Raw genomic sequence first — 12,350 nt, 5'->3', positions numbered from 1 at the left:
TTAGAGCGCTATGTTAGTTAATTTTTCCAAAATGCACGGCTTAGGCAACGACTTTGTTGTGATTGATAACATTACACAAAATGTTTTTTTGTCGCGAGATCAAATCAAAAAACTGGCAGATCGCCATTTTGGCATTGGCTTTGACCAATTGCTAATGGTTGAAGCGCCATACTCTCCTGATCTCGACTTTCATTATCGAATATTTAATGCCGATGGTACCGAAGTAGAACAATGCGGTAACGGCGCACGCTGTTTTGCCCGCTTTGTACGTATGAAGGGCCTTACTAACAAGCATAAAATTACTGTGTCGACCAAGTCGGGCAACTTAACGCTCTACATAGAAAAAGACGGTCAAGTAACGGTTAACATGGGTCATCCAAATTTTGAGCCAAGTAAAATCCCTTTAAAAGCGAGCAAGCGTGAGCTTACTTATATTATTAGAACCGAAGAACACACTGTATTTAGTGGCGCGGTATCTATGGGTAACCCGCATTGCGTGCTAGAAGTTGACGACGTAACCACCGCGCAAGTTGATATATTGGGTCCATTACTTGAAAACCACGAACGTTTTCCACAAAAAGCGAACATTGGCTTTATGCAAGTTGTATCGCAAGAACACATTAAATTAAGAGTGTGGGAGCGCGGCGTTAACGAAACCCTAGCCTGTGGCACAGGTGCGTGTGCAGCAATGGTGATTGGTCATCTACAAAATAAGTTATCAACAACCGTTCAAGTAGATTTACCAGGCGGTAGCTTACAAGTACGTTGGAGTGGCGAAGGTCACCCAGTACGCATGACTGGCCCCGCAGAGCATGTGTTCGACGGGCAAGTAGCGCTATGAGCGAGCTAAGTAGTAAAGAACAGGTTATTGATTACTTACATCAACATCCTGATTTTTTGGTTCAGCACCCGGAGCTACTCACACAACTTGAGCTGCAACAGCAAGCTCAAGGTGCAACGTCACTAGTACATATTCAGCAACGTCAATTACGCGAGCACAACACGCTTTTAAAAAGCCAAATAGATGCTATGAGCAAGCATGCAACTCAAAACGAGCTCGTATATCGATTGTTTAGCCAATGCCATCGCCAGCTTTGGAATCATGACGATTTTGACACTCTTGCAAATAATCTACGTAATATAATCTGCTCAAGTGAAGATGTTAACGACTGCGAATTAGTAAAATATAATCCCGAGTACGACGAGCTTATTGCGCATCGCCTTAGCCATTCGGGGCATTATTTAGGGCGAATTAATAAACAAGAACGCGAACAATTATTTAGTGAAGATACACAATCTGTCGCTATTTATTTAATTGGCGACACCAAACACCCTATCGCTATTTTGGCGTTTGGTAGCAGTAACGTAAACCATTTTGAGCCCGCGCAAGATAACCTGTTTGTGCTCGACTTTATAAACGCATTACACCTGCGGTTAAAAAACTAGCATGAGTGACGATGCGCCTAATATTACCGCGCTAAGCGACCACTGGCGTACACCCATAACGCTATTTAGCGATTATTTAAAGTTTGAAAAACAATATTCAGCGCACACAGTTAATCAATACGTAAGCCAACTTGGCTTTGCAGCTCTTTATTTTAGCAAACTATGTGATGACTGGTTTGGCGTACAAGGCGAGCATATTCGCCGCTACAGCATGGCACTACGCTCAAAACAATTAAGTGGCCGTACAATTAGCTTAAAGCTCAGTTGTATTCGTAGCTTGTATAAGTTTTTAAAAGCAAAAAATATTGCCGAGCAATCGCACTACCATAATCCGGCAATAGGTATAAAAGGCCCTAAGTTTGCAAGGCCCCTACCTAAAAATCTCGATGTAGATCAAATGGCACGCTTGCTCGAAATACCCGACGACGAACCTCTCGCAATTAGAGATAAAGCAATGATGGAGCTTATGTATTCATCAGGGCTGCGTATAAGCGAGTTAGTTGGCGCTAACATGCAAGATATTAGCGCTGCCAATGGCGAAATTTTAGTGCGTGGTAAAGGCAATAAAGAGCGATTAATTCCGGTGGGCAAAAAAGCGTTAGATGCATTAAAAAAATGGCTCACAATACGCCCTCAGTTTGCAAAGCCCGATGAAATAGCTGTATTTTTAAGTAGCCAAAAAAATCGTATTTCAATTCGCCAAGTGCGCCTACGCATGCAAGAGTGGGGAATAAAACAAGGTATTAGCTCGCAGGTTCATCCGCATAAGCTGCGCCACTCGTTTGCGTCACATATTTTAGAATCATCTGGTGATTTACGCGCCGTGCAAGAATTACTAGGGCACAGCAGTTTGTCGGCAACACAAGTGTATACGCATTTAGACTTTCAACATTTAGCCAAGGTGTACGACAACACTCACCCTCGCGCAAAAAAACGAACTGATTAGGTAAATAAAAATGATCCGATTTAATCGTGCTATTAAGCCATTTTCTGTCATGAGCTTTGATTTAGACGACACGCTATACAGCAATCACCCTATTATAAAAGCAGCCGTTAAAGCCCAACAAAATTATTTAAACGCGCTACCGGGCTATCAAGAGCAAGGTCCAAAGTACTGGCAACTGTGCCGAGAACTTGCCGTAATACAAAACCCAGATCTCGCGGATGATGTAACTAAATGGCGCAAACACACCCTACGTTTAGCGCTTTCTAAACTTGGTTTTAGCGCAGATGAAGTAGAGCACCATGCAAATGCCGCCTATAACGCCTTTGCCGATGCGCGCAGCAACATAGTCGTAAGCGATGACGTACTTAACTTACTAGATAACCTAGCCAAACACTTTACGCTTGTTGCAATTACTAACGGTAACGTTGAAATTGAACGCTTTAATTTACACGATAAATTTGAACTCGTACTACAAGCGGGTATGCACGGTAAAGCAAAACCTCATAGCACCTTGTTTGATAAAGCAGCCACACATTTAAACGTTGCCAAAAGCGAAATTTTACATATTGGCGATAGCCTAGATACCGATGTACAAGGCGCAAATAATGCCGGTTGCCAATCGGTATGGTTAAACGACCAAGGCGCCAATTACGCCTATAAAGGGCTGGCTGATATTGAAATAGCCAATGTTCATGCCTTAACGCACTTTATTAAATAATACCAATTGCATTAAATAAGAGGTCACAATGAGCCACTATACCAAGCTAATCACCTTGCTATTAATTGGCTCACTTAGCCTTAACGCTTATTTATTGTGGCCGCAGCCTGTGTTAACTAAAGTACAAAAAACACAAAGTGCCCAGCAAAGCATATCGCCTAAACAACAAAATACGTTATTAAATACGGCAAAGCAGCAATTTAAACAACACCAATTTGAAGCCGCACTCAGTAGCTATCAACAACTCAAAAACAGCAATCCTGAAATCGCAAAAAACCTTTATTCATCGTGGCTGATGCAGCTTAAAACATGGCTAAATAGCAATTTATTACTCAGCGAATCATTTCTCAATGCACTATTAAATAACAGCCCTTATAACGTAGAATTACTTAATTTGCAGGTTGAGTATTTAATAAATAGTGAACAAACACAAAACGCCATTATTGCCTTATTTGAACTTAACGCATTACAACCAGCTCATCAGCAAAACAACGCAAATACACGTTTAAATACGCTCACTCAAAACGAATTACACACACTAACTGAGCAACAAAATTGGCAAGCTATTATTGAGCAAACACAAATTTGGCTTGATTATAAAAGCGATAACGCACAGTTTTTATATTCGCTTACGTACGCCTACTATCAGCTAGGCGATTTAATTAGCGCACAAGCAACCCTTGATCGAATGCCAAACCAGCACAATCTGAAAAGCCAAGTGCAAACGCTGCAAGCTATGATCAATAAAGCACAATCGCAAGACGATTTCGTTGCTTTAACGCCTTACGGCGCGCATTACTTAATAAACACCGAAATAAATAACAATCTATCGACCGAACTAATGATTGATACAGGCGCAAGCATAACCTCGCTCCCTACAAGTATAATTGAGCAAATTTCGCCACAACCTTTATATTTAGGCGATGTAACAGTAAATACAGCTAATGGTCAAATTGTTGTAAAGCGTTATCAAATTGAATCGTTTAAAGTGGGCTCGCAAATTATTTATGGTTTTGAAGTGTTGAGCATTGAAAACTCCCGTGGGCAAGGTTTGCTAGGGATGAACTTTTTATCGCGATTTAAATTCAATATAAATCAGCAGACAGATGAGCTAGAGTTGAGCGCTAAATAATTAAAAATCCAAAGGTAACACATGATACTAAATAACTATTTAAAAGCACTTGCTGAAAATCCAAAAAGCATTCAATTTACCGATACAATGGCTGTGATTGAAGCAAACTACGACTTTACTGCAAGTGGCTTTAATAACCATGGATTACTTAGCGCTGCAAGTGAGAACAATGGTTCGTGTAAAATTTTTGCATTTGCTAAATTAAACGATTTAAGTAAACAAAATACCTTAGATTGCTTTGGTAAGTTTTACCGAGAGGACGTGTTGCAAAACCCTAAAGGGGATGATCACATGAACATTCGCACCTTTATGTTAGCACCAGAGGCAACGCCTTTTTTAGGTATTACCTTTGAAGGCGAGCCACTAAAAGAAAAATAGCCCGCAAAAATTAAAGTGGCTTTTCCATAAAGTAACGCGTACCTGAGCGTGGGTAATTATTAAGTTGATACTTAACACTATATCCACGTTTTTCGTAAAATGGCTTTGCCTGAAAATCAAGCGTATCGAGCTGAGCAGTTGTTGCTCCTAGTTCAATAGCAGCTTGTTCAAGTGCCGTTAGCAATTTATCTGCAAGCCCTTTACCTCGCGCACTATCACTACACCAAAGCCAACTAATCATCAGCCAATTTCCAAACACACACCCACTAGTACCGGCAACAAGCTCACCCTGCTCATCAGTAAATTTATAGCCTAATGGCAGCCTTTGCGCATCAAAATGCTGGGCGTTAAATTCAACTACTTTACTACGTAGCATAGAGCTTAATGCGTCGGAGTGATCTGCTTGTAATTTGTACATATTACGCTTCTTAAAAAGCAAATATTAACAAACTCGCACCATCAAAACAGGTTATTTTTTCCATAAGGAACTTCTAGTAAATTACTACCTGTTTTTTCGGGCTGGCCACACATTTCATCATAGGCGCTAGTATGTCGAAGCACCATTTCGGCGTAGGCTATTTTTTCAAAACGTTTTTGAATATGCAGCGGGCTTAGTGCTTTTACAAATTCGCCATTTTCTTCGGTGATATAATACTCTACATTATTTATAATAACTGACACCTGGTAGAGCGCCATTTCAAGTGAGTGCGCCACAACCTTTTGTAATGGTTCGTGTTTTTTTAGCTCAGAAAATTTCATGCCCATAACAATCGCCTTTTTATAAAAAGTAACTTTATAGATACGCACCTTTGCTATAATCGCGATCAAATTTTTATTAGCCGCTGGCATCACACGTTATGAGCACAAAAACCCGACTCGCTAAATATATTGCCCATGCAGGTATTTGTTCTCGTAAACAGGCATCGCGTTTAATTGATGAAGGTGTTGTGACTGTAAATAATCGCCCAGCGAATCATATAGATCACGTGGATGAGCAAGACACTGTAATAGTTAATGGGCAAGAGATTGAAGGTGCTGCCGATTTAGTTTATTTTGCATACCACAAACCAGTCGGTATTGACTGCAAATTAAATATTGATGACTCAGCAAGTCTTATTCACCATTTGCCCACACTTACCCGTGTTTACCCTATTGGTCGCCTTGATAAAGACTCTCGTGGTTTACTTATTTTGACCAACGATGGGGATTTTTGTAATCAACTAATACATCCTGACTTCCACCAGCCTAAACATTATTTAGTCACCGTAAATAAGCCTTTAGACGATGCTTTTTGTAAAAAAATGGCAGCAGGCGTACCCGTTGATAAACACATAACCCTGCCTTGTGAAGTAAATAAAATAGCCAGCAATCAGTTTAGTATTGTTTTAAAGCAAGGGCTAAACAGGCAAATACGTAAAATGGCGCATTACTGCGGATACAAAGTTATTGATTTATATAGAGCGCAATTTAGTGACCTTGTACTTGAGGATTTAAACCTTTGTGAAGGGCAGTATATACAAATTAATAAAAACGATATTTTAAAAGCCCACACCTGACACCCTACCTCTTAGCTTAATTAACATCCTAAAAAGTTAAAAAATAAACTTGCAATTATAGATTACAAGCGTAGTCTATAATTAAAGATTACATTTGTAGGCAATAGCATGATTGAGTTATCAAAAGCAGAGTTTGACGTGCTCGACGCACTTTGGATTAACTACCCCGCCACCGCGAGTCAAATAATTGAGCGCTTAAGCGACGATAAGCAATGGCACGAAAAAACCATTAAAACCCTACTAGGTCGACTAGTAAAAAAAGGCGCACTTACATTTGAAAAAGAAGGTCGCCAATATATTTATATGCCGTGTATGGATCGTGCCGACTACACCCTAAAAGAAAGCCAAAACTTTATTGAGCGCTTTTTTAGTGGACGTATTGCGCCACTTGTTAGTGGTTTTGCTAAATCGGAGCAGCTTTCTCAGCAAGATATAAACGAGCTTAAAAAAGTCATAGATGATTGGGAAAAAAACCAAAAGTAAGGAATTAACATGGTTATTCAAACTGGGTTTAATTGGTTAATTGAGCAACAACTACTATTAAGTATTTTGTTTTGTGGATTTATTTTACTCGAACGATTTGGTTTAAAAGCCCTTGGCTCGCGGTTTGTATATAAATTAGCATGGCTATTACCTGCAGCATTGGTGATTGCTAATTTACCAAATGCGGTTAAACCACTGCAAAATAGTAATATTAGCCATTACTTAATCACCCCTAACCAGCCTTTTACACATGAAATGGGTATTAGCTGGGCACTCATGTATGTAATTATTACCGCAGGGTTATTAATGGCTAGTTTTATTACGCATACCCGTTTTGTTAAAAGCCTGCAGTTAACTGAGTTAATCCAATTTGAAGGCACTCTTGCCACTAGTGTTAAAACCTACACCAGTCAACATGTAGCCACGCCAATGGTGGTCGGTATTTTAAACAGCAAGCTGGTATTACCGAGTAACTACAATACCCAGTTTGATAAAGCCACATTAGCGCTTATTTTAGAGCACGAAAACGTACACATTAAACGCAAAGACAACTTAACAAACGCACTTATATTACTGCCTACTATTTTACTGTGGTTTAACCCACTAGCTTGGTTTTGTTACGCAAGCATACGCCGACTACAAGAGCTGACTTGTGATGAACGGGTACTTGCCAATAAAACCACTCAACAACATATTTTATATAGCAAAGCCTTAATAAACTGCGCGGCAAATGCGCCCACAGGACTTATGGCTTATTCACACTACGGAGATAAAAAAACCATGTTACAACGACTAATTAATATAAAACACAGCGGGGAGCGTTCAAAGTTTGCTAAAGGTGGCTTATTACTTGTAGCCGCAAGCATGCTAAGCGGCTTAGCAATTGCAAAGCAACCAGAGGCAATGACTAAAGAGGATCACATTTCACCAACAATACGCATTGAACCTGCTTACCCAATACAAGCAGCTCAACAAGGGATCAGCGGCTCTGTTGTATTAAAATACGATATTGCAGCAAACGGTAAAACAAAAAACATTAGTGTTATTCAATCTAAACCTAAAGATGTTTTTGATAAATCAGCGAAAGAGGCGTTAGCAAAATGGAAATATAAAGCATCAGATTCAGGTTTTGAAGATGTACTTGTGCAACTAGATTTTGCGATTAATAGTGAAGTGGCGCCTACCGATTTAATTGAGCGAATTAAAGTATCGCATTAACGCAACCGAGCTGTTCAAGACTACAAAGCAAGCGCCCTTTTAGGCTGCTTGCTTTGTGGTTTTACGCTATAAAGTTACAAACTCACCACAATCATGGCAATGGCCGTACCCAAACCAATAAACCACACTAATGAGCGAATTATATCTAGGTTCATATAGTAAAATACGCAATACAAAATACGCGACACAATATGCGTAACCGCTAACATTTCTGTCATTGCACCTACAGAGTTAGTGCCCAGTACAACTGCAATAGCGACAGCAAAAACAGCAAGCGATTCAAAACAGTTTTGATGAGCAGCGAGCGCCCGTGCACCAAAGCCAGTTAGTTTTGTTTGTTGCGCCCTTGGGTGTTTATTGTCGTATCGACCTAATTTTGCCATTGCTATAGCAACCGGCACTTTTGCAAAGTAAGGCATTAATACCGCAAGTAATGCACATACAACTAATGTTGTCATAATTTATCCTTTTGATGTTTCGGATAATTTAGCATAAGCGCAATAAAAAAGCCGCCAGATACGTTTTATGACAAACGCTGGCGGCTAACAATAACATCAGGCTTACTATAGCTAAATATATCCTCAAACCCGTGCGACATAATGTCGCAGATGATGAATATTCAACATCGTGGTTAATGCATCGCTTTACTTCACAAAGCTTGTTAACTTTACTGCCTTACATTTTAACGATGACGACCATGACCTGGATATTTTTCACTTTTTTAGCCGCCTTTATGCAAGCATGGCGTAATGCCCTGCAAAGTAAATTAAGCAACGATGTGAGTGTTGCTGGCGTAACCCTCTCCCGCTTTATTATTGCAGGCCCTATTGCTGCCGTCTATTTATATGGTTTGTATCAATATCAAGATACCGCTATGCCTACGTTTAATAATGCCTTTTGGGGATTTATTATAGGTGCAAGTGTTATGCAAATACTTGCCACTGGTTTAATGGTTAAGTTATTTAAAATGAATAATTACGCCGTAGGTGCTGGGCTTGCCAAAAGCGAGGCGTTAGTAGCAGCCATTTTAGGTGTATTATTTTTTGGCTCGGCACTTTCTTTACTCGGTTGGCTTGGTGTGTTTTTTGGCGCTATTGCCGTATTGCTACTCAGCGGCATAACAAGCGTTAAACACTTTAATGCTAAAACCGCATTACTAGGCCTTGCTTGTGGTACTTGCTTTGCACTTACCTCACTGTGGGTACGTGAAGCGAGCTTAAACTCAGGATTATTATTTCCACACTCAGCCGCTTGGGTTTTGCTGTTTGTAATTAGCTTACAAACGCTAATACTACTGGGTTATTTATTATTAAAAGAGCCGCAAACACTTAGTAAACTGTGGCAATACAAAGGTACTACAGCCGCAATTAGTGTTTTTAGTTGTGTCGGTTCTATTGGCTGGTTTAGTGCAATGAGCTTACAGCACGTTGCTTACGTTAAAACACTTGGACAGGTTGAAGTATTTTTTACCATGCTAATTGCCGTACTTTGGTTAAAGCAGCCACTTAAAAAACAAGATACTGCAGGCTTAATACTCATAGCCATTGCCGCTATTTTGGTCATGTTGCCAAGTTAAGAGCATAAAAAAGCGCAGGCTTTTATACCTGCGCTGTTATAATTTTTTATAGCTTTAAGAACTGATTCTAAGAGCTTATTTTAAGTGTTATCACACCGCTAATAATCATTAATACTCCCGCAATACGACCAAACGTAGCGGCATCGTTATAAAACAATATACCCACTAAAAACGTACCGGCGGCGCCAATACCTGTCCACACGGCGTATGAAGTACCCATTGATATTTGCCTTTGTGCAAGCCACAACATAAAACCACTAGCGACTAAAAATGCCACCGCTATTGCGATGCCTTGCCAGCGTGTATCAGCGTTTTGCGAAATTTTTAAGCCAATCGGCCAGCCAATTTCAAGTAACCCAGCAATAATTAAGTACATCCACGCCATTAAACATCTCTCTTTTTCACAATAACCTCGTATAAATCTTCGCGGCGATCTTTTAAGTTACGTACTGTGCCTTCACTGTGAAGAATTTTTAGCTTATCCATATCAAGGTCGCTAAATAATAGCATTTCGGTGTTTGGCGTAGCTTCGTTAAGTGTTGCATCGTGCGGGAACGAAAAGTCCGATGGCGTTAACACAGCCGATTGTGAGTACTGCACATCAAGGCTTTCTACTTGTGGTAAATTACCCACTGAACCTGCAATAACCACATAACATTCGTTTTCTATTGCACGCGCTTGTGCACAATGGCGAACACGTAAGTAGCTGTTTTTAGTGTCGGTCCAAAATGGGACGAACAAAATATCTAGCCCTTGTTTGGCCAATATGCGTGAAAGCTCCGGAAACTCTACGTCATAACAAATTTGAATACCTACACGCCCTGCATCAGTATCAAATACAGCAATTTTGTCGCCGCCTTGAATAACCCAATCGTTTTGTTCATGCGGAGTAATATGTATTTTACGTTGCTCGTCTATTTTACCGCTGCGGTGGCATAAATAACTCACGTTATAAATTTTATCGTCTTCGGCAAGCGGCATAGAGCCGGTAATAATATTGGCGTTGTATTCTATTGCCATACGCGACATGGCATTCTTAAACGTTTCGGTGTATTCAGCTAAATAACGAATCGCTTCGGTTTGGTTGCTTTGATTTCCTAATCCCATTAGTGGCGCGTTAAAAAATTCAGGGAATAGAATAAAATCACTTTTGTAGTCAGATACGGTATCTACAAAGTATTCAACCTGCTTTAGCATTTCTTCAACCGATTCAACACAACGCATTTGCCATTGCACAGCACCTACGCGCACAATTGATTTAGTTGACTCGAGTACCGTGTCGGTTGGTTCATACATAATGTTATTCCACTCAAGTAAAGTGGCGTAACCTACTGACTCTTGATCCTCCGGTAAATACTTTTTAAGTAAACGCTTTACCTGAAAATCATTAGACAACTGAAAGCTTAAAATAGGATCGTACAGCTCCCTCTGATCTACTTTTGCAATGTACTCCATTGGCGTCATTTCACTGCTGTGATTGTAATAACGCGGAATACGCCCACCCGCTAAAATAGCGCGTAGGTTATATTGGCGGCACAGTTCTTTACGGGCATCATAAAGGCGACGACCTAAACGCATGCCTCTGTGACTTTCACTAATAGCAACATCTAAGCCGTATAGCGCGTCCCCATCGGTATCGCTAAATACGCGGTCATGACCATCTGCGATGTCTTCGTATGTATGCGGGTTTGAAAAACGTGTGTAATCAACTTGCACGCTTAATGCTAAGCCCACCAGCACACCATCATCTACAATACCTATTTGCCCTTCAGGAAATTGGTCTATTAATCTAAAAATGGTATGACTTGGCCACGCACCGCCTAAATCGGGATACGCTTGATCCATCAAGGTTTTGATTTGCGGATATTGCTCTCTGGTTAAGTTACAAATTTCAAGATGGGTTTTTTCTGCCGACATACACAACTCCTTTGGGCATAAGAAAAATAAAAGCCGAATGTACGCTCGATTAAATCAAGAATACACTCAGCTTTGTATCATGTTTTTTACTTTAGATGTACTACTTTAAGCTGCGATAAAAAAGCGTAGTTACTTTCTCTTTTGGCAACCAGCCTGCGTATTTAAGATTCAGCTCAGCCAATGGGTCAGCCTTAAGCACTTGCTCTAAGCTCGCATCATTTTGCATTGCTTTTAGCATGATATCTTTCGCGCTTTGCACTAGCTTACCATACGCTATAAGTCCTGAACGGTCGCTTACCTTGCCATGTCCTGGTATTACTTGTGTTTTATCGTCAATTTGTTTAACCACATCATCTACTGCAGCTAAAATACCATCAACGCTACCACCACTATCTACATCAACAAACGGTAAGCTGCCAAAGTTAAAATAAATGTCGCCCATGTGTACTATGTTGTCGTTACTAAAAAAGATAACCGAGTCGCCATCGGTGTGCGCATGTTCGTAATGCACTACATGGGCGTGTTCGTTATTAAAATGTAGTTTTAAATCGTGACCAAAACTAATGCGCGGTAAAAAGTCTGACCCCTCGCCGTGCTGCTCTTCTAAACGTTTGTGTACATTGTCGTGGGCTATAACGTGCGCCCCCGCTTTAGCAAAATTTTCGTTGCCACCGGTATGATCGCCATGATGATGCGTATTAATAACAAACTCTGCGCTGCCTGGTTTTAAATCGCTAATCGTTTTTTTAATATCATCTGATAGTTTGGCAAACTGATCATCAATAATATAAATGCCATCATCACCTACACTTGCAGCAATATTACCGCCTTGCCCAAATAGTACGTATACATGATCACTTAATTTTTGTGCTGTTACTGGACCATCATCTGCTTGCGCTGCTGTACTCAGTAATAAACCTGTTATTAATGCGGGTAGTATTTTTTTCATTTTAGTTCTCTGTTGTATAAAGTAATTAATA

General features: G+C 40.2%; 16 protein-coding genes. 10 read left to right on the top strand and 6 right to left on the bottom strand.

The annotated features are described in order from the left end of the window. Nucleotides 1–10 precede the first annotated feature (10 nt). From dapF to P20652_RS14405, 6 genes are read left to right on the top strand one after another with little or no spacing between them, the layout of a single operon-like run. Nucleotides 11–841 (top strand): diaminopimelate epimerase, encoded by an 831-nt coding sequence (dapF, locus tag P20652_RS14380; RefSeq protein WP_033017114.1) that lies wholly within the window; start codon nucleotides 11–13, stop codon nucleotides 839–841. Then, nucleotides 838–1,446 (top strand): DUF484 family protein, encoded by a 609-nt coding sequence (locus P20652_RS14385; RefSeq protein ID WP_008166411.1) that lies wholly within the window; start codon nucleotides 838–840, stop codon nucleotides 1,444–1,446. The genes dapF and P20652_RS14385 overlap by 4 nt, the downstream gene beginning before the upstream one ends. A gap of 1 nt (nucleotide 1,447) precedes the next feature. Beyond that, nucleotides 1,448–2,392 (top strand): tyrosine recombinase XerC, encoded by a 945-nt coding sequence (locus tag P20652_RS14390; protein ID WP_008166409.1) that lies wholly within the window; start codon nucleotides 1,448–1,450, stop codon nucleotides 2,390–2,392. A gap of 10 nt (nucleotides 2,393–2,402) precedes the next feature. Next, nucleotides 2,403–3,110, top strand: a complete 708-nt coding sequence (locus P20652_RS14395) for an HAD-IA family hydrolase (protein WP_008166408.1) — start codon at nucleotides 2,403–2,405, stop codon at nucleotides 3,108–3,110. Between the two features lie 28 nt (nucleotides 3,111–3,138). Further along, a complete protein-coding gene (locus P20652_RS14400; RefSeq protein WP_008166407.1) occupies nucleotides 3,139–4,242 on the top strand; it encodes a retropepsin-like aspartic protease in 1,104 nt (367 codons plus the stop codon). A gap of 21 nt (nucleotides 4,243–4,263) precedes the next feature. Further along, nucleotides 4,264–4,620: a HopJ type III effector protein gene (locus P20652_RS14405; RefSeq protein WP_008166406.1), complete on the top strand. Its 357-nt coding sequence runs from the start codon at nucleotides 4,264–4,266 to the stop codon at nucleotides 4,618–4,620. A gap of 10 nt (nucleotides 4,621–4,630) precedes the next feature. On the opposite strand, the gene P20652_RS14410 is transcribed toward P20652_RS14405, so the two are convergent. Continuing rightward, entirely contained in the window at nucleotides 4,631–5,038 is a 408-nt protein-coding gene (locus P20652_RS14410; protein ID WP_008166405.1) for a GNAT family N-acetyltransferase, read from the bottom strand. A 41-nt stretch (nucleotides 5,039–5,079) separates the two neighbouring features. After that, nucleotides 5,080–5,385: a DUF6482 family protein gene (locus P20652_RS14415; RefSeq protein WP_008166404.1), complete on the bottom strand. Its 306-nt coding sequence runs from the start codon at nucleotides 5,383–5,385 to the stop codon at nucleotides 5,080–5,082. A 92-nt stretch (nucleotides 5,386–5,477) separates the two neighbouring features. Here P20652_RS14415 and P20652_RS14420 point away from each other — a divergent pair, with 92 nt between their 5' ends. The 3 genes from P20652_RS14420 to P20652_RS14430 all read left to right on the top strand — a co-directional run bounded on the left by P20652_RS14420 (nucleotide 5,478) and on the right by P20652_RS14430 (nucleotide 7,877). After that, the gene (locus P20652_RS14420; protein WP_008166403.1) at nucleotides 5,478–6,176 is read left to right on the top strand and encodes a pseudouridine synthase; all 699 of its coding nucleotides are present in this window, start codon (nucleotides 5,478–5,480) and stop codon (nucleotides 6,174–6,176) included. Nucleotides 6,177–6,284: 108 nt separating this feature from the next. Further along, on the top strand, nucleotides 6,285–6,659 hold the full coding sequence (locus tag P20652_RS14425) for a BlaI/MecI/CopY family transcriptional regulator (protein WP_008166402.1): 375 nt from the start codon (nucleotides 6,285–6,287) through the stop codon (nucleotides 6,657–6,659). 9 nt (nucleotides 6,660–6,668) lie between these two features. After that, nucleotides 6,669–7,877 carry a TonB family protein gene (locus P20652_RS14430; RefSeq protein WP_008166401.1) on the top strand — a complete coding sequence of 403 codons (1,209 nt, stop codon included), beginning with the start codon at nucleotides 6,669–6,671 and terminating at the stop codon, nucleotides 7,875–7,877. Nucleotides 7,878–7,951: 74 nt separating this feature from the next. On the opposite strand, the gene P20652_RS14435 is transcribed toward P20652_RS14430, so the two are convergent. Then, on the bottom strand, nucleotides 7,952–8,335 hold the full coding sequence (locus tag P20652_RS14435; RefSeq protein ID WP_008166400.1) for an MAPEG family protein: 384 nt from the start codon (nucleotides 8,333–8,335) through the stop codon (nucleotides 7,952–7,954). A gap of 239 nt (nucleotides 8,336–8,574) precedes the next feature. Between P20652_RS14435 and P20652_RS14440 the strand changes: the two genes are divergently transcribed. Continuing rightward, complete coding sequence (locus tag P20652_RS14440; RefSeq protein ID WP_193371782.1) at nucleotides 8,575–9,453, top strand: DMT family transporter; 879 nt, start codon at nucleotides 8,575–8,577, stop codon at nucleotides 9,451–9,453. 67 nt (nucleotides 9,454–9,520) lie between these two features. Here the strand turns inward: P20652_RS14440 and P20652_RS14445 are convergent, their stop codons facing one another. From P20652_RS14445 to P20652_RS14455, 3 genes are all read right to left on the bottom strand, one after another. Further along, nucleotides 9,521–9,838, bottom strand: a complete 318-nt coding sequence (locus P20652_RS14445) for a multidrug efflux SMR transporter (RefSeq protein WP_008166398.1) — start codon at nucleotides 9,836–9,838, stop codon at nucleotides 9,521–9,523. Further along, the gene (locus P20652_RS14450) at nucleotides 9,838–11,370 is read right to left on the bottom strand and encodes a bifunctional GNAT family N-acetyltransferase/carbon-nitrogen hydrolase family protein (protein ID WP_008166397.1); all 1,533 of its coding nucleotides are present in this window, start codon (nucleotides 11,368–11,370) and stop codon (nucleotides 9,838–9,840) included. Before P20652_RS14450 ends, P20652_RS14445 begins: the two co-directional genes overlap by 1 nt. Before the next feature lie 100 nt (nucleotides 11,371–11,470). Continuing rightward, nucleotides 11,471–12,319 carry an MBL fold metallo-hydrolase gene (locus tag P20652_RS14455; protein WP_008166396.1) on the bottom strand — a complete coding sequence of 283 codons (849 nt, stop codon included), beginning with the start codon at nucleotides 12,317–12,319 and terminating at the stop codon, nucleotides 11,471–11,473. Between the last annotated feature and the right edge of the window lie 31 nt (nucleotides 12,320–12,350).

This window comes from Pseudoalteromonas sp. BSi20652, from assembly GCF_000239855.1.
Taxonomy (GTDB): domain Bacteria; phylum Pseudomonadota; class Gammaproteobacteria; order Enterobacterales; family Alteromonadaceae; genus Pseudoalteromonas.
Note: the sequence above shows the minus strand (reverse complement) of the source record. Positions and strands in the feature narration are given on the sequence as shown.